Consider the following 25,073-nt stretch of genomic DNA (forward strand, 5'->3'; position numbering starts at 1 on the left):
GCCATTGAGGGAAAGAACATGGCCCGAATTCTGATTGTCGACGACTCGGCGACCGAGCTGCACAAACTCACCGATATCCTCGAAAAGCACGGCCATCAGGTGCTGAAGGCCGACAACGGCGCCGACGGTGTGGCCTTGGCGCGCCAGGAAAAGCCCGATGCGGTGCTCATGGATATCGTCATGCCGGGCCTCAATGGCTTCCAGGCCACCCGCCAGTTGGCCAAGGACCCGGCAACCAGCGCGATCCCGGTGATCATCATCACCGCCAAGGATCAGGAAACCGACAAGGTCTGGGGGACGCGCCAGGGTGCGCGGGAATACATCACCAAGCCGCTCGAAGAAGACGACCTGCTGCGGACCCTCGCCGCGGTGCTGGCCGGTTAAGTATCGAGCATGATTCCCGGGCGTACTGCTTTCGAGCTGCTGCTGGAGATCGACCGGCGATGCCGCGCCCAGGCCGCGGCGCTGCCGTCGCAGCAGGCGCGCCTGCAGAACTGGAGCGGCATCGGCTTTCGCCTGGCAGGGCACTGGTTCGTCGCGCCCATGGCCGAAGTGGTCGAGGTACTGCCCGAGCCGCGCCTGACCCAGGTGCCGGGTGTGCGGCACTGGGTGATGGGTATGGCGAACCTGCGCGGCCGTCTACTGCCGGTGATGGACCTGTGCGGGTTCTTCGGCCAGGGCCTGAGCCCGCTGAAGAAGCAGCGGCGCATCCTGGTGATCGATCACGAGGAATTGTTCACCGGCCTGATGGTCGACGAAGTCCCCGGCCTGCAACACTTTGCGATGCAGCGCCTTGACCCTTCTTCCCCACCGGGGCTGCCACCTTCGATGGCGCCTTACGTGCAGGGGCATTTCCAGCGCGAGCGCAATTGGGCGGTATTCAGCCCCCTGGCGCTCACGCACGTGGCGGAGTTCATGAATGTGGCGTTGTAATCGCCCCGCGCAGGAGGCTCGATGAAGCGGGCTGTGCAAGGTTCACGCAGTGCAGCGCAGATTGCCGGTCTGTTCGTGGCGCTGATCATCTTCATCATGTTGTTGTTCGCCAATTTCGCCTACCTCAACACCCGCGCCAACTACGACAAGCAGTACATCAGCCACGCCGGTGAGCTACGGGTGGTGTCCCAGCGTATCGCCAAGAATGCCACCGAGGCTGCTGCCGGAAAGGCCGAGGCGTTCCGCCAACTGAACGAGGCGCGCAACGAATTCGAGCGTCGCTGGCGCTACCTGGTAGAGGGCGATCGCCATACCGGCTTGCCACCTGCGCCCCATGAGGTGAGTGAAGAGATCCAGGCCGTGCAGGCTGGCTGGGATCACTTGCGCAAGAACACCGACACCATTCTGCGCAGCGAGCAGACGGTACTGTCGCTGCACCAGGTGGCCGCCACCCTTAGCCAGACCGTGCCGCAGTTGCAGCTGCAGTCGGAGAAAGTCGTCGACATCCTGCTGCGCCGCGGCGCCCCGGCCAACCAGGTGGCCATGGCGCAGCGTCAGTCGCTGCTGGCCGAGCGTATTCTTGGCTCTGTGAATACCGTACTTGCCGGCGACGAGAACGCCAGCCAGGCGGCGGAAGCCTTCGGCCGCGATGCCAATCGCTTCGGCGTGGTGCTGGCCGGCATGCTCGACGGCAACTCTGGCCAGCGAATCAGCCAGGTGCAGGACCCCGAGGCCCGGGCCCTGCTCAAGGAAATCTCCGAACTGTTCACGTTCGTTTCCGGTTCCGTGGATGAAATCCTCGAGACATCGCCGGAGCTGTTGCGCGTGCGCGAGGCCAGCGCGGGCATCTTCAACCTCTCCCAGGGCCTGCTCGACGATGCTTCGCGGCTGGCCACGGGCTTCGAGCACCTGGCCGGCGGCCGCTCGGTCGATACGGTCGGGGGTTACGTGCTGGGCGTGCTGGCACTGGCTTCGATCATCCTGATCGGCCTGGTGATGGTGCGAGAAACCAACCGGCGGCTGCGCGAAACCGCCGAGAAGAACGAGCGCAATCAGGCTGCGATCATGCGCCTGCTCGATGAAATCGAAGACCTGGCCGCCGGCGACCTTACCGTGACCGCCTCGGTCACCGAAGCCTTCACGGGCACCATCGCCGATTCGATCAACAATGCCATCGACCAGTTGCGCGAGCTGGTCACCACCATCAACCGCGCCGCTGAAGACGTCGCTTATGCTGTGCAGCACACCGAAGGCAATGCCAGCCATCTGGTCAAGGCATCCGAGCATCAGGCCCAGCAGATCAGCGAGGCCTCGCGGGCAATCAGCGACATGGCGCAGTCGATCGACCACGTATCGAACAACGCCTACCAATCGGCGAAGGTGGCCGAGCGCTCGGTGGATATCGCCAACAACGGCAGCCGTTTGGTGCACAACACCATTCGCGGCATGGAAACGGTGCGCGAACAGATTCAGGAGACCTCCCGGCGAATCAAGCGCCTGGGTGAGTCCTCCCAGGAAATCGGCGATATCGTCAGCCTGATCGACGAAATCGCCGATCAGACCAACATCCTGGCGCTCAATGCCGCGATCCAGGCGTCGATGGCCGGCGAGGCGGGCCGGGGCTTTGCGGTGGTTGCAGACGAGGTACAGCGCCTGGCCGAGCGCTCGTCCTCGGCGTTGCGCCAGATCGAGCTGCTCGTGCGGGCGATTCAGGCCGACACCAACGAGGCCGTGATGTCCATGGAACAGACCACCTACGAGGTGGTTCGCGGTGCTCGCCTGGCTGAAGATGCCGGTGTGGCGCTGGAAGAAATCGAAGGGGTCTCGGAAGATCTGGCAGCCCTGATCCAGCGCATTTCCAATGCGGCCCAGCAGCAGACGTCCTCGGCCGGGCAGATTTCCCACACCATGGCCATCATTCAGGAAATCACCACTCAGACCTCCTCCGACTCGATCGCCACCGCCGACAGCATGGCCAACCTGGCGCGTATGGCCAGTGAGATGCGCCGTTCGGTGTCTGGCTTCCGGTTGCCCGCCCCGCCGCCGGGCCGGGCGCCATGAACGCCGCGGTGGATTTCGTCGGCCTGGAATGGGTACGCCGGGCTCTGATTGACGGCCTGGCCCCTGCGCGGCAGGCGCTGCTGGCCGCCGACCCGGCCCCGGCCCGGCAATGGTTGGAGCAGGCGCGAGGCGCGATGCGGTTGCTGGAACTGGAGAGTGCCGGTGCGCTGCTCGAAGCATTGGGGCCTCTGGACGACCAGCAGCCGGCGGTGCAAAGCCTGTTGCTGCGTGTGATGGATCAACTGCCCGACTGGCTGGAACGGGTGCACCGGGCCCGGCGTGACCTGCCTGAACTGACGCTGGCATTGCTGACCGAAGCGCGTGGCTTGCGCAGTGGCGCGGCGGCCGCCACCCCGGTGCTGCCGCCTGAGTTGGCCGGCAAGCTCGAAGCAGGCAGCCGCGATGCGCTGCGGGCCGTGGTGCAAGCGCTGTGTGCCGAGCTGGTGCGCCACCATGAAAGCCTGGATGCCTGGCTCAAGGCGCCGGAGCAAGGGGCACAGGCGCTGGGCAAACGCCTGCCGGCGCTACGGCAGGTGGCCGATACGCTGGCAGTGCTGGGTTTCGAGCAGCCCCGGCGGCTGATCCTCGACCAACTCAATGTGCTGCAGGCTTTCGTGCAGGGCCAGAGAGCGCCGGATGAGGCTTCGTTGCTGGATGTGGCCAGCGCCTTGTTGTACATCGAGGCCACCTTGAGCGGCATGGTCGGGCCAGAGCCTGCCTCGGTCGAAGACTCCGGCCCCAGCACCGACATCGATGAAATCCACCGCCTGGTGATTCGCGAGACCTTGGCAGGCCTTGAGCGTTTCCGCGCCGGTGCCGAGGGCGCCTGGGCGGCAGGCTGGCCACCGGCGGAGTGCCAGGCGCTGGCCGAGCTGTTGCACCCTCTGGCAGGGGCTCTGGCGATGATTCCTCTGGCTGCGGTGGCCGCGCCGCTGGAAGCGGTGGCGCGCTGGCTGGCGCAGGCACCTCGCCGAGTAATGGCCGAGGCGCTGGCGGAAGTGATCTGCGCCTTGGAATATCACCTCGAACGCCTGCTGCTGGACCCCGAAGGCCCGCACCAGCCTAGCCTCACCCGCGCCGAGCGCGCGCTGGAAGCGTTGCGCCAGGGCATCAGCACCGCGCCTGCAGCCCCTGCCACCGCGCCGGAGCCGGTGCCTGCGTCGGCTTCGTTGCAGGCGATTTTCCGTGACGAGGCGCAAGGCTACCTGGCCGTGCTCCAGCGTTGGCTGGCCTCTCCCGAAGCGGTGCCTGGGCATGCTTTGCACGCGGCGCTGCACACGCTCAAAGGCAGTGCCTCGATGGCCGGGGCCAGCACACTCAGCGAAGTGGCGGCAGCGCTCGATCGCGTTGCCCAGCACGCAGCGCCGGATTTGCCCGAGGCCCGCGCCCTGTTCGAACAGGGCGCGGTGCAGATCGAACATCTGCTGGCAGGCGAGCCCGCCGAGCAGGCACAGGCGGTCGTTGATCGCGCCAGTGCCTTGCTCGGCGGTAGCAACGCCACACCGCCCTCGGCCGCGCAGGCCTTCATGCGTGCGCACATGGACCAGGTGCTCGACAGTGAGGCGACCCTGCGCGCCTGGGCTGGCCAGCCGCGCAGCCGGCAGCAACTGGGCACCTTGCTCGACGAACTGACCGAGCTGGCGCAAGGTGCCCATGAGGCAGGGCTGCCGGCGGTCGATCAATTGTGCGAGGCGCTGCTGGACGTCTATGGTGCGGTGGAGGAGGGCAGCCTGCCCGTCAACGAGGCCTTCTTCGAGTGCCTTGGCCGCGGCCATGAGGCGCTGATCGACCAGTTCGACCAGCTCGCCGCAGGCCAGGCGGTGGAGCCCGCCCCGTTGATGCTGCGTGAATTGCGTGGGCTGCTGGACCAGGCCCTCCCGCCCGATGCCCTGGGCCGGGTGGCAGAGGGCCAGGCGCAGGTGCTCCCGGCCCTCGAGCCGGAAGCCCCCGACCCTGACGAAGGCCGCACCGACCAGGAACTGCTGCAGGTCTTCCTCGACGAGGGCTTCGACATCGTCGAAAGCGCTGGCGAGGCCCTGCTGCGCTGGGAGGCCGAGCCTGGCAATACGCTGGAGGTGGAAAACCTGCTGCGGGACCTGCATACCCTCAAGGGCGGTGCGCGCATGGTGGAGGTTGCCCCGATCGGCGACCTGGCCCATGAATTGGAAACGCTTTACCAACGCCTGGCCGCCGGCACGTTGCTGCCCAGCGCTGGGTTGTTCAAGTTGCTGCAAAAGGGCCACGACCGCGTGGGCCTGATGCTGGACGCCTTGCGCTCTGGCCAGCCGGTACAGGCCGACCCTGCCCTGATAGCGCGCATGAATGGCTTCGGCCTGGCCCATGCGCCCCGGGGCGGCGCCCAATCACCCCGGCTGGAGCCCGCCCCGGCGGTCATGGAGCGCGGGCCGGTAGACATGGTCAAGGTCACGGCACTGGTGCTTGAGGAGCTTGGCGACCTGGCCGGCGAAGCGGCGATCGCCCGTGGGCGTGTGGAGCAGCAGGTCAACGACAGCCGCTCGGCGCTCTACGAAATGGACATGACCCTGCAGCGCATGCGCGACCACCTGCTGCGCCTGGACAGCGAGACCCAGGCAGGGCAGCGCGATCATTCCCAGGAAAGTACGGCCTACGCCGAGTTCGACCCGCTGGAGATGGACCGCCATTCCCAACTGCAGCAGCTGACTCGCGGCCTCTTCGAAGCAGTCTCCGACCTGCTCGACCTCAAGGATACGCTCGACGAGCGCAACCATGAGGCGCAGGCGTTGCTGGCGCACCAGTCACGGGTCAGCAGCCAGTTGCAAGAAGGCCTTATGCGCACGCGCATGGTGCCGTTCGAGCGGGTGCTGCCGCGCTTGCAGCGCGTGGTGCGGCAGGTCGCCGAAGAGCTGGGCAAAGAGGTGATCTTCGAGGCCGGCCATGCCGAGGCGGAAATGGACCGCACCGTGCTCGAACGCATGGTCGCGCCGCTCGAGCATATGCTGCGCAATGCCGTCGACCATGGCCTGGAGCCTGCAGCGGTGCGCCGCGCGGCAGGCAAGCCGGAGTCGGGCCTGATCAGCCTGAGCGTCTCCCACGAAGGCGGCGAAGTGGTCATCGAGCTCGCTGACGACGGGGCAGGCGTGCCGCTGGACGCGGTGCGCCACAAGGCAGCGATGCGTGGGCTGCTGGCGGCGGGCAGCGATATGAGCGACCACGACGTCATGCAATTCATCCTGCAGCCGGGCTTCTCGACGGCCGAGAAGATCACCCAGATTTCGGGGCGTGGGCTGGGCATGGACGTGGTCCATGAGGAGGTCAAGCAGCTGGGCGGCAGCATGACCATCGATTCGCGGCGCGGAGTGGGGGCGCGCTTTCAGATCCGCCTGCCGCTGTCGGTCTCGGTCAACCGCGCGTTGCTGGTGCAATGCAACGACGAGCTTTACGCGGTGCCGCTCAACAGTGTCGAGGGTATTGTGCGGGTTGGGCCATCCGAGCTGGATGCGCATTACCGGCATACCCCGCCGGTGTATCGGTACGGCGGGATCAATCACGACCTGCGCTACCTGGGCCAATTGCTCACCGGGCAGGAGCGGCCGACCTTGCTCAGCCAGGAGCATGCACTGCCGGTGCTGCTGGTGCGGGCCCACGAGCACCAGGTAGCCGTGCAGGTGGATGCCATCACCGGCTCGCGCGATATCGTGGTCAAGAGCCTGGGGCCTCAGTTCGTGGCGGTGCCCGGCTTGAACGGTGCAACGATTCTCGGTGACGGCAGGGTGGTTCTGATCCTCGACCTGCTGGGCCTGATCCGCGCTCAGCAGTTGCGCCATGGCCCGGCCCGGCCCGCCGAAGCACGGGCCGAACCGGCGCCGGCCCGGCCGCGGCGGGTGCTGGTGGTCGATGATTCGGTCACCGTGCGCAAGGTGACCAGCCGTCTGCTCGAGCGCCATGGCATGCACGTGAGCACCGCCCGGGATGGCGTCGAGGCCGTGGAGCACATGGAAGAGCAGCGCCCGGACATTCTGCTGCTGGATATCGAAATGCCCCGCATGGACGGCTATGAGGTTGCCACCTGGGTACGCCGCGACAGCCGCCTGAAGCACCTGCCGATCATCATGATCACCTCGCGCACCGGCGAAAAACACCGCGACCGGGCGATGGCCATCGGCGTGAACGAATACTTGGGCAAGCCTTTTCAAGAGCCGCAACTGTTGGCCTGCATCGAAAAATGGAGCCCTCGCCATGCCTGAACGTGCTTTCGAGCGGCGCCACAGCCTGACCGCCCTGCTGCTGCCGCTGACCGATCGTCAGCTGGTGCTGCCCAATGTGGCGGTGGCCGAGCTGATCGACGACCGCCCTGGCGTGCCGGTTGCGGGCGCGCCATCCTGGCACTTGGGGCACATCGCCTGGCGCCATCGCGAGCTGCCTTTGCTCAGCTTCGAGGCGGCCTGCGGCACCGAGCCCAAGCGTGGCGAACGCAATCATATCGTGGTGCTCAACGCCTTGAGCGGTGGGCCCTTGGCGTTCTACGCCATGTTGGTGCAGGGCATCCCACGCTCGTTCAAGGTCGACAGCCAATTGAGCTACGTGGACGTGCCGCTGGACCGCTTCGAGCTGGCAGCCGTTCAGCTGGGCGAGAGCGTGGCGCGGGTGCCTGATCTGGATGGGCTGGAGCGTCTGGTTCAGCAGGCCTGGCCAGGGCTGTAATACGCGCGCAGGCAAAGCTTGTTAGCATGGCGGCTCGATCCAGAAGAACGAGGGCCCCGCCTTATGTATCACGGCGAACGTCTCAATGCCTGGACCCATCTCGTCGGCACTGTATTGGCGTGCGTAGGCGCGCTATGGCTTACCGTGCTGGCGGGTGTCCAGGGCAACCCCTGGAAGATCGTCAGCGCGTCGGTCTACGGCATTACACTCATTGGCCTATACGCAATTTCTACCGTTTACCACAGCGTGCGCGGCCAGGCCAAGACGGTGATGCGCAAGCTCGACCACCTGGCGATCTACCTGCTGATCGCCGGCAGCTATACCCCCTTTTGCCTGGTGTCGCTGCGCGGCCCCTGGGGCTGGAGCCTGTTTGGGGTGGTGTGGGCGCTGGCGCTGCTTGGCATGCTGCAAGAGCTCAAGCCTCGGTCGTCAGCACGGGTGCTGTCGGTGGTGATTTATGCAGTGATGGGCTGGGTGGTGCTGGTTGCAGTCGGCCCGCTCTTGAGCGCCTTGGGCACTGCCGGCTTCTGTTGGCTCGCCGGCGGCGGGCTGCTCTACACGGTTGGGATCATCTTCTATGCGATGGGTGAGCGTATGCCCCACGGGCACGGCATCTGGCATTTGTTCGTCATCGCCGGCAGCCTGCTGCACTTTATCGCTATCTTTTTTTACGTCATCTGAGTGGGGGCGTTCGTCGCGCGACCTGCCGCGCGACGAGCCGGTCAGAAGTCGCCCCACAGTTGCTGCGCCAGGGCCAGCCCGACTACGGGCGCGGTCTCGGTGCGCAGCACCCGCGGGCCAAGGCGCGCGGGGTGGAAGCCTTGAGCCTGAGCCTGTGAAACCTCCGCCTCGGCGAGCCCGCCTTCGGGGCCGATCAGAAACGCCAGGCGCCCGGGCCGGGCGTGGCTGGCCAGCGGCTCTGCCACTGGGTGAAGCACCAGTTTCAAGTCAGCTTGCACCTGTTTCAGCCATTGCTCCAAAGGCACGGGCGGGTGGATCACCGGCACGCTCGAACGCCCGCATTGCTCGCAGGCGCTGATCGCCACTTGCCGCCAGTGAGCCAGGCGCTTGTCGGCGCGCTCGTCCTTGAGCCGTACCTCGCAGCGCTCGCTGAAAATCGGCGTGATCTCCTCGACCCCGAGCTCGGTTGCCTTTTGAATGGCCCAGTCCATCCGCTCACCGCGCGAAAGCCCCTGGCCGAGGTGAACCTTCAGCGGCGAGTCAGGCTGGCCGGGCAGTTGTTCGGTCAAACGCACGCTCACGTGCTTTTTGCCAACTTCCAGCAGCGTGCCTTGGTATTCCTGGCCGGAGCCGTCGAACAACTGCACGGCGTCGCCTTCAGCCAGGCGTAGCACCCGCGCGATGTAATGGGCCTGCGCCTCTGGCAGTGGATGATCGCCCAGGCTCAAGGGCAGGTCGGTGTGAAAGCGTTTCATCGATAACCCGTCAAACGGTTAGCCCGGGTCGCGAAAACCGGGGTGGAAGTCAGCCTTGACCGGCACACTCACACGGGTGCCGGTGGCAATGTCGATACCTTCGCTGGCCACTTCTGCAAGGAAGTCGATCTGCTCGGGTGTGATCACATAAGGCGGTAGAAAATACACCACACTGCCCAGGGGGCGCAGCAGGGCGCCACGGGAAAGGCCGTGCTCGAAAACCTTCAGGCCCCGCCGCTCCTGCCAGGGCCATGCCGCCTTGGTGGTTTTGTCCTGGACCATTTCAATGGCCAGCGCCATGCCTGTCTGGCGCACCTCACCCACATGAGGGTGGTCAGCCAGATGCGCGGTGGCGCTGGCCATGCGCGCGGCCAGTGCCTTGTTACGCTCGATCACGTTGTCCTGCTCGAAGATATCCAGCGTGGCGAGCGCGGCAGCACAGGCCAGCGGGTTGCCGGTGTAGCTGTGTGAATGCAGGAAGGCGCGCAGGGTGGAGTAGTCGTCGTAGAACGCCTGGTAGACGTCGTCGGTGGTCAGCACCGCAGCCAGTGGCAGGTAACCTCCGGTCAGCGCTTTGGACAGGCAGAGAAAGTCAGGGCGGATGCCAGCCTGTTCGCACGCGAACATCGTGCCCGTGCGGCCGAAGCCTACGGCGATCTCGTCATGGATCAGGTGCACGTTGTAGCGGTCGCAGGCCTCGCGCAGCAGCCGCAGGTAGACCGGGTGATACATGCGCATGCCCCCGGCGCCCTGGATCAGCGGCTCCACGATCACCGCCGCGATGCTCTGATGGTGCTCTGCCAGGGTCTGCTCCATGGCGGCGAACATCGTGCGCGAGTGCTCTTCCCAGCTCACGCCTTCTGGGCGCAGGTAGCAGTCAGGGCTGGGCACCTTCAAGGTGTCGAGCAGCAAGGCCTTGTAGGTCTCTGTGAACAGCGGCACGTCGCCCACCGACATCGCGGCAATGGTTTCGCCGTGGTAGCTGTTGGAGAGGGTCACGAAGCGCTTCTTGGCCGGCTGGCCACGGTTGAGCCAGTAGTGGTAGCTCATCTTCAGCGCCACTTCGATGCACGAAGAGCCGTTGTCGGCGTAGAACACCCGGTTCAGCCCTTCGGGGGTGAGCTTGACCAGACGCTCTGACAACTCGATCACCGGAGCGTGGCTGAAGCCTGCGAGGATGACGTGCTCAAGCTGATCGACCTGCGCCTTGATGCGCTCGTTGATACGCGGGTTGGCGTGGCCGAACACGTTGACCCACCAGGAGCTGACCGCGTCGATGTAGCGCTTGCCGTCGAAATCCTCCAGCCACACCCCCTCGCCCCGGCGTATTGGTATCACCGGCAATGTTTCGTGATCCTTCATCTGGGTGCAGGGGTGCCACAGCACGTTCAGGTCGCGCTGCATCCACTGGTCATTCAAGCTCATCGTGTTTCTCCGGGCAGCACATCTGGCCTGCTGGGCTAAATTGATGGGCAAGCCTATGCGTCATGGTCGGCGGGAGCAACCGCCGTTAATGGTTTGTTAACAGATATATCTCAGACTTTTCATCGCCTGGCTCGATAGATCAAAGCGAAAAATTCTGCTTTTTTTCGATATTTAAGCCGGTACGCTTGCTCCCACGGTTATCGAGGATTTGCCGATGCAGCTTAAGAATTCACCGGCCCGCTATGGCGCCATCAGCCTGTTCCTGCACTGGGGTACTGCCCTGACGGTATTCGGCATGTTCGCCTTGGGCCTGTGGATGGTTGGCCTGGGTTACTACGACCCCTGGCGCAAGGCCGGCCCTGACCTGCACAAGAGCATCGGCCTGACGCTGTTCTTCTTCATGTTGTTGCGGGTGGTGTGGCGGTTCATCAGTGCCCCGCCGCCGCCCACCCCCAACCAGGGCAAGTTCACGCGCCTGGCCGCAGCAGCGGGCCACCTGTTTCTGTACGTAGATCTGTTTCTGGTGATGATCACCGGCTACCTCATCTCTACCGCCGACGGTGTAGGCATCCCGGTGTTCGGGCTGTTTGAGGTTCCGGCCCTGTTCACAGGCTCCGACAACCAGGCAGAGGTGGCCGGCACAGTGCATCTCTACCTTGCGTGGGCGCTGGTGAGCTTCGCCGTGCTGCATGGCCTGGCGGCGCTCAAGCACCATTTCATCGACCGTGACGCTACCCTGATTCGCATGCTGGGCCGCAAGGCCTGACTTCTACTCACTGATCCAAGCAAAAGGAACATCGCTATGCTGAAGAAAACCCTGGCCGCCCTGGCCATCGGTTCCGCCCTGTTGACCGCAGGCCAGGCCATGGCCGAGCCGGTTAACTACAAGATCGACAAAGAAGGCCAGCACGCCTTCGTCGACTTCAAGATCAGCCACCTGGGTTACAGCTTCATCACCGGCACCTTCAAGGACTTCGATGGCTCGTTCGTGTGGGATGCGGACAAACCGGAAAACTCCTCGGTTCAGGTCACCCTGAAAACCGCCAGTGTGTTCACCAACCACGCTGAGCGTGACAAGCACATCTCCAGCAAGGATTTCCTCGACGTCGCCAAGTACCCTGAGGCCACCTTCAAGTCCACCAAGGTTACCCCGACCGGCAAGAACGCCGATGGCAAGCTGACTGCCGACGTGGCGGGCGACCTGACGCTGCAAGGCGTGACCAAGCCTGTGGTGATCAAGGCGACGTTCCTGGGTGAAGGCAAAGACCCATGGGGCGGCTACCGTGCAGGTTTCGAAGGCCAGACCACCATCAACCGCAAGGATTTCGCACCCAAGAGCATGGACCTGGGCCCGCAGTCCGATACCGTTACCCTGTACTTCACATTCGAAGGCGTGAAGCAGAAGTAAGGGTTGGCGTGAACGAAAAAGGCCGCGCTCATGAGCGCGGCCTTTTTGTTTGCAACCGGCTAAAGCTGGATCAGCTGTCGCCGCGGGTCAGCAGGGCGGGCTTTTCGCCGCGCGGCTTGCTGGTGCGTTGCAACTCATCCAACTGCTCGAGGGTCAGCGAGCTCAACCGCGATTCCTTGTGGATGATCTTGGGCTTGGGCGCATCCTGACGTGCCGATGGGATCATCGACTCGCCGCGAGGGGCGTCGCCGGTGAGCACGCGGCGGCTACCGCCATCGCGCCGGCCCTGGCCGCCGCCGTTGCTGCCACGGCGGTTGTTGTTGCCGGCTTTAGCGCCGCTACCGTTGCTGCGGGGTGCGCCTTGGGCCTGGCCCTGACCTTGGCGGCGCTGCTGGCCCTGACCTTGATTCTGAGCCTGGCCACCGGCGGGGCGGCGATTGCGGCTACCGGGCTTCTGGTCTTTGTAGGGGCTGACATAGTCGGCCCGGTTGCCGAAGTTATCGACCTCGTCGTCGCGAAACTCCTCAGGATCACGATCTGCCGGCAAGCTCGGTGCCGCGGCCTGGCCCTGTGCAGCAGGCTTCTTGCCGCCGCGCTGGCGGCGGTTGCGGCGCTCGCCGGCCGGGCGTTCACCGGAGGCCGGCTTCTCGCCACGGCTCTCGCCGGCAGGCTGGTCAGCGGCCTTTTCCTTGGGTTTGTCCTTGCGCGGCTTGTCTTTGCGGCCGCCGTTGTTATTCGCACCCTGGCCACGGCCGCGGCCTTGAGGCTGGCGTGGTTCGCGCACTTCTGGCTTCTCGGCCTCGATGGTGCTGGCGTCGAAGCCCATGGCGTCGCCATCGGGGATGCGCTGGCGGGTCATGCGCTCGATGCTCTTGAGCAGCTTTTCTTCATCGGGCGCGACCAACGAGATGGCCTCGCCGCTGCGCCCGGCACGGCCGGTGCGGCCGATGCGATGCACGTAGTCTTCCTCGACGTTGGGCAGCTCGAAGTTGACCACGTGGGGCAACTGGTCGATGTCCAGGCCACGGGCAGCGATGTCGGTGGCCACCATCACCCGCACGGTGCCAGCCTTGAAGTCGGCGAGGGCCTTGGTGCGGGCGTTCTGGCTTTTGTTGCCATGAATCGGCGCGGCGGTCAGGCCGTGTTTGTTGAGGTATTCGGCCAGGCGGTTGGCGCCGTGCTTGGTGCGGGTGAACACCAGCACCTGTTCCCAGGCACCCTGCGTGATCAGGTGTGCCAACAGCGCGCGCTTGTGCGACGCCTGCAACCGGAATACCCGCTGCTCGATACGCTCGACCGTGGTATTGGGCGGAGTGACTTCAATGCGCTCGGGGTTGTGCAGCAGCTTCTCGGCAAGGTCGGTGATGTCCTTGGAGAAGGTGGCCGAGAACAGCAGATTCTGGCGCTGCTCGGGCAGGCGTGCCAGGACCTTCTTCACGTCGTGGATGAAGCCCATGTCGAGCATGCGGTCGGCTTCGTCGAGCACGAGAATTTCGACATGGGACAGGTCGACGCTGCCTTGGCCGGCCAGGTCGAGCAGGCGGCCGGGGCAGGCCACCAGCACATCGACGCCCTTGGCCAGAGCCTGCACCTGCGGGTTCATGCCGACGCCGCCAAACACGACTGCGCTGACGAACTTGAGGTCACGGGCGTAGATCTTGAAGCTGTCGTGAACCTGTGCTGCCAGCTCGCGGGTGGGCGTAAGGACCAGCACGCGGGGTTGGCGAGGGCCATGGCGCCGGGATTTGTCCGGGTGGCCTTCAGGGAAAAGACGTTCGAGGATCGGCAAAGCGAAACCGGCGGTCTTGCCGGTACCCGTCTGGGCCGCCACCATCAGGTCGCGACCTTGCAACACGGCGGGAATGGCCCGCTGTTGCACCGGGGTGGGCTGCGTGTAGCCCGCGGCCTCGATAGCGCGGACTAGAGCCTCGGAGAGACCGAGGGAAGCAAAGGACATGGGCAATCCTGTTCATGTGGGGGCTAGCGCCCGAAGGTAATCTTGCCTGGCGCGAACGGCATGAGGATGCGCGTCGCGACCGGTACTGCCGGATCTTCGCGGCCATATTGGCGAGAGTGGCTGCCGGGGGCAGGCAGCGCCAATGGGCGTTTTTGCGGGATGGGCGTCCGGGCGTAAGCCTGGCGGGAAGGCCGAGTATAACAGAGGCTCGACCGTGGAACCGATTGTAATGGGGTTCTTGAACAAAAAACAGTCACTTTCATGAGGCGGGCTTGGCGAAGCGTGCCAGCAGCGCTGTATAAGCCGGCTCACGGCGGAACTGGCGCAGGGTGCTGGCGAAGCGCTCCGCCAACGCCTCCATCCCCGGGCCGCGGCGCAGTGCCAGGTATTGGCGGTCGCTGCTGACTGCCGTGGGCAGGGCGCTGATCTGTTGATTGAGGTTCAGATGCTCCAGCGCATATTGCCCGGCCCGTCGGTCGGTTATGACCAAATCGATGCGGCCCAGCATCAGTTTGCCCAGGTTGGCCTCCAGCGTCGGTGCAGTTTCCCGATGGATGCCGGGTTCCTTGAGAAAGGCTTCGCTGTATTGATAACCAGGTTGGGTGCCGATGATCAGGCCCTGCAGGTCGGCCAGGCTGTTGAATACGTGTGGGCGGTCGTTCGCTTGAAACAGCACGAACTCGACTTCCGACAGCGGCTCACTGGGGTAAATCAGCATACTGTCGCGCTCGCGGGTTTCGAAGATGTCGAGCACCGCGTCGGCCTGGCCCTGCCGTGCCATCGCCAGGCAGCGCCGCCAGGGCAGGAACTGCCAGTGCACCTCAACGTTCATCCGGCGGAACACTTCAGCGGCGATTTCGTAGTCCAGCCCGGTGGGCTTGCCGTCTTTGAGGTAACTGAAGGGCGCCCAAGGCTCCGTCACCAGCCGCAAGGGTTCTGCATGGGCGCTCCAGGCCAGCGTCGCCAGCAGGGCAGCGACCAGCCAGCGCAGGCAGGCGGGCAGGGTAGGCATTCGGTCAGCGAGCATGGGCGGGCCAGGTGAGGCAAACGGTAGGCATGTTAGTGCGCGCCCTACCGTTTGGCCACCCGCCAGTTTTGTCAGCTTGGCAGTTGCAGGTTGTTCCAGATCGCCAGGCTTGGTTCGGCTTGGTTCAGGGTATAGAAGTGCAGCCCAGGTGCGCCGCCGGCCAGTAGTTGCTCGCACAGGCGTGTGATCACCTCCTCGCCGAAGGCCTGGATGCTCGCGCTGTCGTCCCCGTAGGCTTCCAGCTGCTTACGCACCCAGCGCGGGATCTCGGCGCCGCAGGCATCGGAGAACCGCGCCAGCTTGCTGTAGTTGGTGATCGGCATGATGCCTGGCACGATCGGAATGTCTACGCCCAGCTTGCGCACGCGCTCGACAAAGTAGAAGTAGCAGTCGGCGTTGAAGAAGTACTGGGTGATGGCGCTGTTCGCACCCGCCTTGGCCTTGGTAGCGAAGGCGGCCAGGTCATGCTCGAAATTGCGAGCCTGTGGGTGCATCTCCGGGTAAGCGGCCACTTCCAGGTGAAAGTGATCGCCGGTTTCGGTGCGGATGAACTCGACCAGGTCGCTGGCGTGGCGCAATTCGCCCGCCGCCATGCCCATGCCCGAGGGCAGGTCACCGCGCAGCGCAACGATACGCTTGATGCCGGCGTTCTTGTATTCGGCCAGCAGCTCGCGCAGCTCGGCCTTGGTATCGCCTACGCACGACAGGTGCGGCGCTGCCGGCACGCTGACTTCGCGCTCCAGCTGCAGCACCGTGCCCAGCGTGCGGTCGCGGGTAGAACCCCCGGCGCCGTAGGTGCAGGAGAAGAAAGCGGGCTTGTGAGCTGCCAATTGGCGTGCCACACCCATGAGCTTCTCGTGCCCCGCCTCGGTCTTGGTGGGAAAGAATTCAAAACTGATGTTGTCTGATGTCGTCATGGAAGAGCCTTCACTCCGCTTCAAGCCATAAGCCTAAAGCGGCAAGGCAAAGCAGGTCCGCTTCGCCTTGCCGCTCGCCGCTAAAAGCTTGCAGCTGGATTAGTAACGGTAGGTGTCGGGCTTGAAGGGGCCTTCGACCGTTACACCGATGTACTCGGCCTGCTTGGGCGTCAGTTGAGTGACGACGCCGCCGAAGCCCTTGACCATTTCCAGCGCCACTTCCTCGTCCAGCTTCTTGGGCAGCACTTCGACGGTCAGGCGCGCGGCCTTGTCGGCGCCGGAGAGGTCAGCGAACTTCTGCTCGAACAAGTGGATCTGGGCCAGCACCTGGTTGGCAAAGGAGCCGTCCATGATCCGGCTCGGGTGGCCCGTGGCGTTGCCCAGGTTCACCAAGCGGCCTTCAGCCAGCAGGATCAGGTAGTCATCGTTTTGCGCATCGAAGCTGCCGGCGCCGGTGCGGTGAACCTTGTGCACCTGCGGCTTGACCTCTTCCCAGGCCCAGTTCTTGCGCATGAAAGCGGTATCGATCTCGTTGTCGAAGTGGCCGATGTTACACACCACAGCGCGTTTTTTCAGCGCCTTGAGCATGTTGGCATCGCACACATTGACGTTGCCGGTGGTGGTCACGATCAGGTCGATCTTGCCCAGCAGGGCGGCGTCGACGCTGGCTTCGGTGCCGTCGTTCAAGCCGTTATTGTACGGCGACACCACTTCGAAGCCGTCCATGCAGGCCTGCATGGCGCAGATCGGGTCGACCTCCGAGACCTTCACGATCATGCCTTCCTGGCGCAGCGACTGCGCCGAGCCCTTGCCCACGTCGCCGTAGCCGATCACCAGGGCCTGCTTGCCGGACAGCAGGTGGTCGGTGCCGCGCTTGATGGCGTCGTTAAGGCTGTGACGGCAGCCGTATTTGTTGTCGTTCTTGCTCTTGGTGACCGAATCGTTGACGTTGATCGCCGGCACTTTGAGGGTGCCCTTGGCCAGCATATCGAGCAGGCGGTGCACGCCTGTGGTGGTTTCTTCGGTCACGCCGTGGATGCGGTCGAGCATCTGCGGGTATTTGTTGTGCAGGATTTCGGTGAGGTCACCACCGTCATCCAGCACCATGTTCGCGTCCCATGGCTGGCCACCGCTGAGGATGGTCTGCTCGATGCACCACTCGTATTCGGCTTCGGTTTCGCCCTTCCAGGCGAAGACCGGGATGCCGGCGGCGGCGATGGCGGCAGCGGCCTGGTCCTGGGTGGAGAAAATGTTGCACGACGACCAGCGCACTTCGGCGCCCAGCGCGATCAGGGTCTCGATCAGCACGGCGGTCTGGATGGTCATGTGGATGCAGCCGATGATCTTGGCACCCTTGAGCGGTTGCTCGCCGGCGTATTTGCGGCGCAGGCCCATCAGGGCGGGCATCTCGGATTCGGCGATGATGATTTCGCGGCGGCCCCAGGCGGCCAGGGAAATGTCGGCGACCTTGAAGTCGGAAAAGCCGGCAGGCGTCATTACAGCGCTCATGAAAGAGCCTCCATTCGTTAGGTGCGAATGGGCGCCGTTGTGCGTTTGGCCGCGGAACCGGGCCGGAGCACGCCCTATCCGAGCCTGACAGGTGAACACCTGCTGCAGCGCCCCTCGGACAGGTGGCGGGACGCCCGCGGCAGTGGCGGGCGCTGAACGAAAAACGCTGTGATTATAGGGAAGGGTTTCGAAGCTGTCGAATCCTGGCGAGGCAGTTTGCTACTGCCGCCCATCGGACGATTGTGGGCACTGCGCCCGCTCTGCCATCATGGCCGGCACTTCCCCGAGAGCAGGAGCGCGCCATGAACTTCCACACCCGCAAATGGGTGAAACCCGAAGACCTCAACCCCAACGGCACGCTGTTCGGCGGCAGCTTGCTGCGGTGGATCGACGAAGAAGCGGCGATCTACGCCATTGTTCAGCTGGGCAACCAGCGGGTGGTGACCAAATACATTTCCGAGATCAACTTCGTCAGTGCTTCGCGCCAGGGCGACATCATCGAGCTGGGCATCACTGCCACGGAGTTTGGGCGTACGTCGATCACCTTGAGCTGCGAAGTGCGCAACAAGATCACCCGCAAGAGCATCCTGACGATCGACAAGCTGGTGTTCGTCAACCTCGGTGAGGATGGCCTGCCGGCGCCACACGGGCGCACCGAGATCCGCTACATCAAGGATCAATTCAGTGGCGAAGCGCCTTGAGTGAAAGAAAAAAGGCCGGGCAATTGCCCGGCCTTTTGGTGTTCAGAAGATCAGCTTGAAGGCCAGGATCACGACCACCAGGCCAATCAGAAAAATGATACCAACCGTACCGCCGAGAAACTTAAGCATAGCCCTGCTCCATATCCATAAGGGGTTCGTGCGGTAGACACTCGGGCAGGGCCAGGCGTTTCGTCGGGTTTCAACCTGCCTTGGGCGCGGTTACCGCCTTGACCACTTTGCCGATAGTCAGGCCTTGCAGCAGGATCGACGACAGCACCACGATGTAGGTAATGCTCAGCAGCAGGTCGCGCTCCGGCCCCACCGGCAATGCCAACGCCAGCGCTACCGAAACACCGCCGCGCAGGCCACCCCAGGTGAGCACCCGGATCGAGCCCTGCGGGATGTTGCGCCAGCGCCGGGCCAGGGCGATGGCTGGGGCCACGGTAATGAAGCGCGACAGCAGGATCGCCACCGCGAGCATGCTGGCCGCTGTCAGGTGCGTCCAGGAGAACGGCAGCAGCAGCAGCTCCATGCCGATCAGTGCGAACAGGGCGGCATTGAGCATGTCGTCGAGTAGCTCCCAGAACCCGTCCATGTAGCGGCGGGTCATGTCGTTCATGGCAAGCTTGCGGCCCAGGTTGCCGATGATCAGCCCCGCGACCACCATGGCGATCGGCGCAGAGACGTGCAGCTCGTAGGCAAGCGCCGAGCCCCCGATCACCAATGCCAGGGTCAGCATCACCTCCACCTGGTACTGCTCGACGCTTTTGATCATGCGGTACACGGCATAGCCGATCAGGCCGCCGAACAGCACGCCGCCGATGGCCTCATGCACGAACAGCATCGCTGTGGCCCCAACGGTGGGCGCCTCACCCAGCTGAGCGATGCCCAACAGCACGGTGAACACCACCACCGCAGTGCCATCGTTGAACAGCGACTCGCCCACGATGGTGGTTTTCAGCGGTTTGGACGCATTGGCCGTACGCAGTGCGCCCAGCACGGCGATTGGGTCGGTGGGCGAGATCAGCGCGCCAAACAACAGGCAATAGAGGAAGCTGATGTGCCAGCCGAACATGGCGAAGATGTAGAAAGCCAGGGTGCCGATCACGAAAGTGGCGATCAGCACGCCGAAGGTGGCCAGCAGGCCAATGGGCCAGCGGTAGCTTTTCAGGTCGCCCAGGTTCACGTGCAGGGCGCCAGCGAACAGCAAAAACGACAACATCCAGTTCATCAGCAGGTCGTTGAAGTCGATCTCACCAATCAGCGCGCGCACCCTGTCCTCAAGGCCCGGGTAGCCCAGCAGGCTCAAGCCTTGGAGCATCAGAGAGAACAGCAGCGCGGTGACCATCACGCCGATGGCCGGTGGCAGGCCGATGAAGCGGTAGTTCACGTACGTAAGCAGTGTGGTGAGGCAGATAAAAGTTGCGACGATTTCCAGCATTCGACATCCCGTCCTAGAGTCCGATAACGTGCCCGGGGAAGTGCGGGCATGATTTAGGAAGGCCATTACGGCCTTGAGGGCACATGGACAACATGGACGACCCTGCGTTTCATCGGAGGGGGGCGATGCGGCAGGCGCCCGCCTGCCGCATCTAGCGGCCTGTTCAGCCGGCCTTGACCTGCCCCAGCACTGCGCGCGCCTCGCAATACTCGCCCGCCGCCTTATCGATGCTCAACGTTCCTGCGCAAGGTGCCAGCACCTGCGTTTCCATCTTCATCGCCTCCATGACCGCGATCACCTGGCCAGCCTCGACCGGGGCCCCGTCGCCCACCACCCATGCATGCAGGTTGCCCGCCACCGGCGCATGTACGGCGCCTGGCTCGGCGGGCGCCGCCGCGGGTGCCTGGGCAGCCGGGGCGACTTGCGGCATTGCCCCCAAAAGGCCTGCCGGCAACCCCAGCGCATGGCGCTTGCCGTCGATCTCGACGAACGTGCGCAGGACCTGCGGCCCAGCATCGGGCGCTGTGTAGGGCGTGATGGCAATCTGCTCGGCGAAGACGGTCTCGATCCAGCGGGTGTGCACCGCGAAAGGCCCGGGGCCGGTGAAGTCGGCGTGGGCCATCACCGCGCGGTGAAACGGCAGAACCGTGGCGATGCCTTCGACCTGGAACTCGGCCAGGGCGCGGCGGGCGCGGGCAATGGCTTGTTCGCGGGTGGCGCCGGTGACGATGAGCTTGGCGATCATCGAATCGAAGTTCGCCGGCACTCGGCCGCCCCCTTCGACCCCGCTGTCCAGGCGCACCCCTGGCCCGCTGGGCGCCACAAAACCGGTAACCGGCCCGGGCGTGGGCAGAAAGCCGTTACCGGCGTCTTCGGCGTTGATTCGGAATTCGAAGCTGTGCCCGCGTGGCGCAGGCGGCTCATCGAACGACAGCGGCAGCCCGTCGGCGATGCGCAGTTGCTCCTGCACCAGGTCCAGGCCGCTGGTTTCCTCGGTGACCGGATGCTCCACCTGCAGGCGGGTGTTCACCTCCAGAAACGACAACGTGCCAGCCCCGCTGAGCAGGAACTCCACCGTTCCGGCGCCGATATAACCCGCCTTTTCGCAGATGGCACGCGCCGACTCATGAATGCGTTGGCGCAGAGCGTCGGTCAAAAACGGCGCAGGCGCTTCTTCCACCAGCTTCTGGTTGCGCCGCTGCAACGAGCAATCCCGCGTGCCCACTACCCGCACATGGCCGTGGCTGTCTGCGATGACTTGCGCTTCGATATGGCGTGGGCGGTCGAGAAACTGCTCCACGAAACATTCGCCACGGCCGAAGGCCGCCGTCGCTTCGCGCACCGCCGAGTGATACAGCTCGGCAACCTCGTCCATGCGCCAGGCGACCTTCAGCCCGCGGCCGCCGCCCCCGAAAGCCGCCTTGATGGCGATGGGCAAGCCGTGCTGCTCGGCGAATGCAAGCACCTGTTCAGCGTTTTCGACCGGCCCATCGGTGCCGGCAACCAACGGCGCGCCGACGCTCTGGGCAATCCGCCGGGCCTGCACTTTGTCGCCCAAGGCTTCGATGGTCGCCGGCGTCGGGCCGATCCAGACCAGGCCTGCATCGATCACTGCCTGGGCGAAATCGGCGCGTTCGGAGAGAAACCCGTAGCCAGGGTGCACCGCATCGGCGCCGGCGCGGGCGGCCACGGCCAGCAGCTTGTCGATGGCCAGGTAGGTGTCGGCCGGGCGCTCGCCGTTCAGGGCGTAGGCTTCATCGGCTGCGCGGACGTGCAAGGCGTCCATGTCAGCGTCGGCATACACCGCAACCGATGCCACGCCGTAATCGCGGCAGGCGCGGGCGATGCGTACGGCGATTTCGCCACGGTTGGCAATCAGAACCTTTTTCATGGTTATTCAGCATCCTGAAGGCTGGGGCGCACGGGTTCGAACGCGCCGAGCACATTGAAACGAAGAGTGGCACCTACCGGGATCTGCCCGGCCAGGTCCAGGTGATGGTTGGCGACCATGCCGATCACCGGGTAGCCGCCGGTCAGTGGATGGTCAGCCAGAAACAGCACGGGCTGGCCGTTGGCAGGTACCTGGATGGCGCCCACCGCAGTGCCTTCGCTGGGCAGCTCGCCCGGCACCTGGCGTTCCAGCGGTACTGCACCTTCCAGGCGAATGCCGACTCGGCTCGACTGCGGCGTTACACGCCAAGCCTGGGTGGCAAGAGTGCCTAGCGCCTGGGCGGTGAACCAGTCGGCGCGTGGGCCGGGCACGACATCGAGCACCACGGTACTGCCAGGGCGAGGCGGTTCGAATGCCGGTGCCTGATCGACGCTGGCCGCCTGGCCTGCGGTTCTGGGCCGGATCGCCAGCTGATCGCCGCGCGCCAGCGCGGGAGGGCCGACCTGCGCCAGGGTATCGGTGGCCACGCTGCCCAGCACCGGGGTGACCTGGAAACCACCTCGGGCCGCCAGGTAGCTGCGCAGGCCTGCGGTGGGTGCGTGAATGACCAAGCGATCGCCATTATCCAGCTGAAACGGCTGGTACAGGGCCGGCAGGCGGGTCACGCCATCGCTGCTGGTGACCTCGACCTTGCATTCGGCACCGGTCACCGCCAGCAGGGCGCCGCCATGGCACTGTGCTTCGAAGGCGCCCAGCAGGATTTCCAGGCACCCGGCGGCCGGCTCGTTGCCCACCGCCCGATTGGCCGCGCGCAGGGCGCCGCGGTCCAGCGCGCCGGATTGGGATACGCCTTCGCCAGCCCTGCCAGGGCGGCCGAGGTCTTGCCAGAGCGCTTGCATGCCGGGCGCCAGCACTTCCAGGTAAGGGCCTTCGGGAGGCGGCTGTGGCGCGCTGGCATGCTTGGCCGGCAACGGCGCCGCGCCCACCGCGACCTGGGGGCCTGCGTCGCGAAAACGTACGCGGTAGCCTGGCTTGAGCAGCGCAGGCTCGTCACGCGCCAGGTCCCACATGTCCAGCGGGGTGACGCCGATCAACTGCCAACCGCCGGGGCTGGCTTTGGGGTAGATGCCGCTGAAAGCCCCGGCCAGGGCAACTGCGCCCGCCGGAATACGCATGCGTGGCGAAGGGCGGCGCGGCACCTCGAAACCCGCCCCGCCGCTCAGATAGGCAAAGCCCGGAGCGAAGCCGCAAAAGGCCACGCTGTAGTCGCTGCCGGTGTGGCGGCGAATCAGCTCTGGCACGCTAAGGTGCAGCAGGGCCGCCACTTCTTCCAGGTCTTCGCCCTGGTAGTGCACGGGAATCTCCACCTGCTTACCGGCTGCACGGCCTTGGCTGTGCAGGTCCAGATGTGCGATGCGAGTGGCCAGGGCTTCACGGGTGATTGCCGCGGGCCTGAAATACACCAGCAGCGTGCGTGCCGCCGGTACGATCTCTTCCACACCTTCGATGGGCGCGGCCAACAGCGCGTCGAACGCGGCCAGGGTCTGGTCGAGGTTTTCCAGCTCCACCAGCAGCGCGTCGAAGTTCACGGGGTAAAAATGCACGGCGACCCCCTAGTGTGCGGCGCTGGCGAAGGCCGCGATATGCAGGCCTTCCTGATCGAAGCGTTGCTTGATCACCTGCGCCATGGCCACGGCTCCGGGGCTATCGCCATGTACGCAGATCGAGTCGGCTTCGATGGGCACCAGCGAGCCATCGTGCGCCTGCATCACCCCTTCGCGCACCCAGCGCAACAGGCGTTGCGCGACCTGCTCGGCATCGTGCAGCACTGCGCCGGGCTGATTGCGCGGCAGCAGCGTGCCTTCCGGGGTGTAGGCGCGGTCGGCGAACGCTTCTGCCACGCAGCGCAGCCCGGCGTCGCGCGCCCAGCCAATCAGCGGCGAGTTGGCCAGCGCGACCAGTGTGAGCGCCGGGTCCAATTGCAACAGGGCCTGTATCACCGCATCGGCCTGGCGGCGGTCATGGGCGATGGTGTTGTACAGCGCGCCATGGGGCTTGACGTAACTGACCTGGGCGCCGGCACTGCGGGCCAACCCCTGCAGCGCGCCGATCTGGTAGATCACGTCGCTGGTCAGTTGCTCCGAGGCGACGTCCATGTTGCGGCGGCCGAAGCCCACCAGGTCGGGGTAGGCCACATGCGCACCGATGGCCACGCCGCGTCGGGCGGCGCTCTGTACCGTACGCCGCAACCCGGCGGGGTCACCGGCGTGGAAACCGCAGGCGATGTTGGCGCTGCTGACAATATCGAGCATCGCCTCGTCATCGCCCATGTGCCAGGCGCCAAAGCTCTCGCCCAGGTCGCTGTTCAGATCGATGGTTCGCATCAGTTGCTTCTCCCTAGAATTCAGGCCGCGCCGATGTAGGCGAAAATGGCGCCGGCGGATTTGAACGCCATGTACCACGACAGCATGCAGGTCAATACCCCCAATACCAACAGCCAGCGTGGATAGTGGTAGCCATCCATCAGGTCGGCGCGGCGCCAGCCGACGTACATGAACAAGCTCAGGCCGATCGGCAAAATCAGGCCGTTGAAGCCGCCGGCGAACACCAGCAGCGCTGCTGGCGGCTTGCCCAGCACCAGGTAGACCGCGACTGCGGCCAGAATGAATGCGACCGTGGCCAGGTTGCGGCCCCGTTCGCTGATGCGCGGGGCGAAGGTGTTGATGAACGACATGGACGTATAGGAGGCACCGATGATGCTGCTGATACCTGCCGCCCACATCACCAGGCCGAAACCGATCAGGCCCGCGCGGCCGGCGGCGGCGCCAAAGGCTTGTGCTGCCGGGTTGGCACCCTGGCCGGACACGTCGATCACTACGCCGCTGGCAACGACACCGAGGATTGCCAGGAACAACACGAAACGAGCGACCCCGGTGACCAGAATGCCGTTCAGCGCGGCACGGGAGACCGCGTCGATGTGCTCCACGCCGACGGTGCCCCGGTCAAGCAGGCGATGGGCACCGGCATAGGTGATGTAGCCGCCGACCGTGCCGCCGACGATGGTGGTGACCGCCGCGAAATCGACGAAGTCGGGCCATACCGCTTGGCGCAGGGCCTCACCCAGCGGGGGGTGCGAGGCAAAGCAGGCGAATAGGATCAGCCCGACCTTGAGAATGCCCAGCAGGATCATCGCCCGGTCCATGGCCATGCCAGCCCGGCGCGATACGAAAATACCGATCGCCAGCAGCGCACTGAGGGTGCCGCCCCATTTTGGGTCTAGGCCAGTGAGGGCATTCAGGCCCAGGCCGGCGCCGGCGATGTTGCCGAGGCTGAACACCAGGCCACCGAAAATCACCAGCCCCGCCAGTAGGTAGCCGCTGCCTGGTATCGCCTCGTTGGCAAGATCGGAAGCGCGCATGCGGGTGAGTGTGACGATCCGCCAGACATTGAGCTGAACGACGAAATCGATCAGCACCGAGGCCAGGATGCCGAAGGCGAAGGCGGCGCCCAGGGTGGCGGTAAAGGTGGCGGTCTGGGTAAGAAACCCCGGGCCCATGGCGGACGTGGCCATCATGAAAACAGCGGCTATCAATGATGAACGGCGTGCTTTGGTGAATTCGGTCGCGGTCTGTGTCACGGCAAGCAATCCCGGAGTTGGAGGTCTGCAAGCCAGAGCAATAGCCA

The 25,073-nt window shown here is 64.8% G+C and carries 20 protein-coding genes and 1 riboswitch; of the genes, 9 read left to right on the plus strand and 11 right to left on the minus strand.

Annotated features, from left to right (window positions below; translation table 11 throughout):
• Positions 1 to 18: 18 nt before the first annotated feature.
• From pilH to F474_RS11615, 6 genes are all read left to right on the plus strand, one after another.
• Positions 19 to 384, plus strand: coding sequence for a twitching motility response regulator PilH (pilH, locus tag F474_RS11590; protein WP_097084544.1), 366 nt, complete (start codon positions 19 to 21; stop codon positions 382 to 384).
• 9 nt (positions 385 to 393) lie between these two features.
• A complete protein-coding gene (locus F474_RS11595) occupies positions 394 to 933 on the plus strand; it encodes a chemotaxis protein CheW (RefSeq protein ID WP_097084545.1) in 540 nt (179 codons plus the stop codon).
• 21 nt (positions 934 to 954) lie between these two features.
• Positions 955 to 2,994: a methyl-accepting chemotaxis protein gene (locus F474_RS11600; protein ID WP_097084546.1), complete on the plus strand. Its 2,040-nt coding sequence runs from the start codon at positions 955 to 957 to the stop codon at positions 2,992 to 2,994.
• Positions 2,991 to 7,220, plus strand: a complete 4,230-nt coding sequence (locus F474_RS11605) for a response regulator (RefSeq protein WP_097084547.1) — start codon at positions 2,991 to 2,993, stop codon at positions 7,218 to 7,220. The genes F474_RS11600 and F474_RS11605 overlap by 4 nt, the downstream gene beginning before the upstream one ends.
• Positions 7,213 to 7,677, plus strand: a complete 465-nt coding sequence (locus F474_RS11610) for a chemotaxis protein CheW (RefSeq protein WP_097084548.1) — start codon at positions 7,213 to 7,215, stop codon at positions 7,675 to 7,677. Before F474_RS11605 ends, F474_RS11610 begins: the two co-directional genes overlap by 8 nt.
• Positions 7,678 to 7,740: 63 nt before the next feature.
• Complete coding sequence (locus tag F474_RS11615; RefSeq protein ID WP_097084549.1) at positions 7,741 to 8,358, plus strand: hemolysin III family protein; 618 nt, start codon at positions 7,741 to 7,743, stop codon at positions 8,356 to 8,358.
• A 41-nt stretch (positions 8,359 to 8,399) separates the two neighbouring features.
• On the opposite strand, the gene F474_RS11620 is transcribed toward F474_RS11615, so the two are convergent.
• Both F474_RS11620 and F474_RS11625 read right to left on the minus strand, forming a co-directional pair.
• Positions 8,400 to 9,113 (minus strand): 16S rRNA (uracil(1498)-N(3))-methyltransferase, encoded by a 714-nt coding sequence (locus tag F474_RS11620; RefSeq protein WP_097084550.1) that lies wholly within the window; start codon positions 9,111 to 9,113, stop codon positions 8,400 to 8,402.
• 18 nt (positions 9,114 to 9,131) lie between these two features.
• A complete protein-coding gene (locus tag F474_RS11625; RefSeq protein WP_097084551.1) occupies positions 9,132 to 10,538 on the minus strand; it encodes an adenosylmethionine--8-amino-7-oxononanoate transaminase in 1,407 nt (468 codons plus the stop codon).
• A gap of 214 nt (positions 10,539 to 10,752) precedes the next feature.
• Between F474_RS11625 and F474_RS11630 the strand changes: the two genes are divergently transcribed.
• Both F474_RS11630 and F474_RS11635 read left to right on the plus strand, forming a co-directional pair.
• Positions 10,753 to 11,304 (plus strand): cytochrome b, encoded by a 552-nt coding sequence (locus tag F474_RS11630; RefSeq protein ID WP_097084552.1) that lies wholly within the window; start codon positions 10,753 to 10,755, stop codon positions 11,302 to 11,304.
• Positions 11,305 to 11,340: 36 nt separating this feature from the next.
• Entirely contained in the window at positions 11,341 to 11,946 is a 606-nt protein-coding gene (locus F474_RS11635) for a YceI family protein (RefSeq protein ID WP_097084553.1), read from the plus strand.
• A 70-nt stretch (positions 11,947 to 12,016) separates the two neighbouring features.
• On the opposite strand, the gene F474_RS11640 is transcribed toward F474_RS11635, so the two are convergent.
• The 4 genes from F474_RS11640 to ahcY form a co-directional block, all read right to left on the minus strand.
• The gene (locus tag F474_RS11640; RefSeq protein WP_097084554.1) at positions 12,017 to 13,903 is read right to left on the minus strand and encodes a DEAD/DEAH box helicase; all 1,887 of its coding nucleotides are present in this window, start codon (positions 13,901 to 13,903) and stop codon (positions 12,017 to 12,019) included.
• Between the two features lie 259 nt (positions 13,904 to 14,162).
• A complete protein-coding gene (locus tag F474_RS11645) occupies positions 14,163 to 14,930 on the minus strand; it encodes an ABC transporter substrate-binding protein (RefSeq protein WP_256577709.1) in 768 nt (255 codons plus the stop codon).
• A 71-nt stretch (positions 14,931 to 15,001) separates the two neighbouring features.
• A complete protein-coding gene (gene metF, locus F474_RS11650; protein ID WP_097084556.1) occupies positions 15,002 to 15,847 on the minus strand; it encodes a methylenetetrahydrofolate reductase [NAD(P)H] in 846 nt (281 codons plus the stop codon).
• 99 nt (positions 15,848 to 15,946) lie between these two features.
• Entirely contained in the window at positions 15,947 to 17,356 is a 1,410-nt protein-coding gene (gene ahcY, locus F474_RS11655; RefSeq protein ID WP_097084557.1) for an adenosylhomocysteinase, read from the minus strand.
• Positions 17,357 to 17,378: 22 nt separating this feature from the next.
• A riboswitch (S-adenosyl-L-homocysteine riboswitch) is annotated at positions 17,379 to 17,478 on the minus strand.
• Positions 17,479 to 17,658: 180 nt separating this feature from the next.
• Between ahcY and F474_RS11660 the strand changes: the two genes are divergently transcribed.
• Positions 17,659 to 18,057 carry an acyl-CoA thioesterase gene (locus tag F474_RS11660; protein ID WP_097084558.1) on the plus strand — a complete coding sequence of 133 codons (399 nt, stop codon included), beginning with the start codon at positions 17,659 to 17,661 and terminating at the stop codon, positions 18,055 to 18,057.
• A gap of 199 nt (positions 18,058 to 18,256) precedes the next feature.
• Here F474_RS11660 and F474_RS11665 read toward each other — a convergent pair whose 3' ends face one another.
• The 5 genes from F474_RS11665 to F474_RS11685 form a co-directional block, all read right to left on the minus strand.
• Complete coding sequence (locus F474_RS11665) at positions 18,257 to 19,498, minus strand: sodium:proton antiporter (protein WP_097084559.1); 1,242 nt, start codon at positions 19,496 to 19,498, stop codon at positions 18,257 to 18,259.
• Between the two features lie 163 nt (positions 19,499 to 19,661).
• Positions 19,662 to 21,389, minus strand: a complete 1,728-nt coding sequence (locus F474_RS11670) for a biotin carboxylase N-terminal domain-containing protein (RefSeq protein ID WP_097084560.1) — start codon at positions 21,387 to 21,389, stop codon at positions 19,662 to 19,664.
• Between the two features lie 2 nt (positions 21,390 to 21,391).
• Positions 21,392 to 22,993 (minus strand): urea amidolyase family protein, encoded by a 1,602-nt coding sequence (locus F474_RS11675; protein ID WP_097084561.1) that lies wholly within the window; start codon positions 22,991 to 22,993, stop codon positions 21,392 to 21,394.
• 9 nt (positions 22,994 to 23,002) lie between these two features.
• Positions 23,003 to 23,773: a LamB/YcsF family protein gene (locus F474_RS11680; protein ID WP_097084562.1), complete on the minus strand. Its 771-nt coding sequence runs from the start codon at positions 23,771 to 23,773 to the stop codon at positions 23,003 to 23,005.
• A gap of 20 nt (positions 23,774 to 23,793) precedes the next feature.
• On the minus strand, positions 23,794 to 25,026 hold the full coding sequence (locus tag F474_RS11685) for an NRAMP family divalent metal transporter (protein ID WP_097084563.1): 1,233 nt from the start codon (positions 25,024 to 25,026) through the stop codon (positions 23,794 to 23,796).
• Between the last annotated feature and the right edge of the window lie 47 nt (positions 25,027 to 25,073).

Origin of the sequence: Pseudomonas sp. URIL14HWK12:I12 (assembly GCF_003097135.1) — a bacterium.
In the GTDB taxonomy this organism is placed as follows: Bacteria; Pseudomonadota; Gammaproteobacteria; order Pseudomonadales; family Pseudomonadaceae; genus Aquipseudomonas.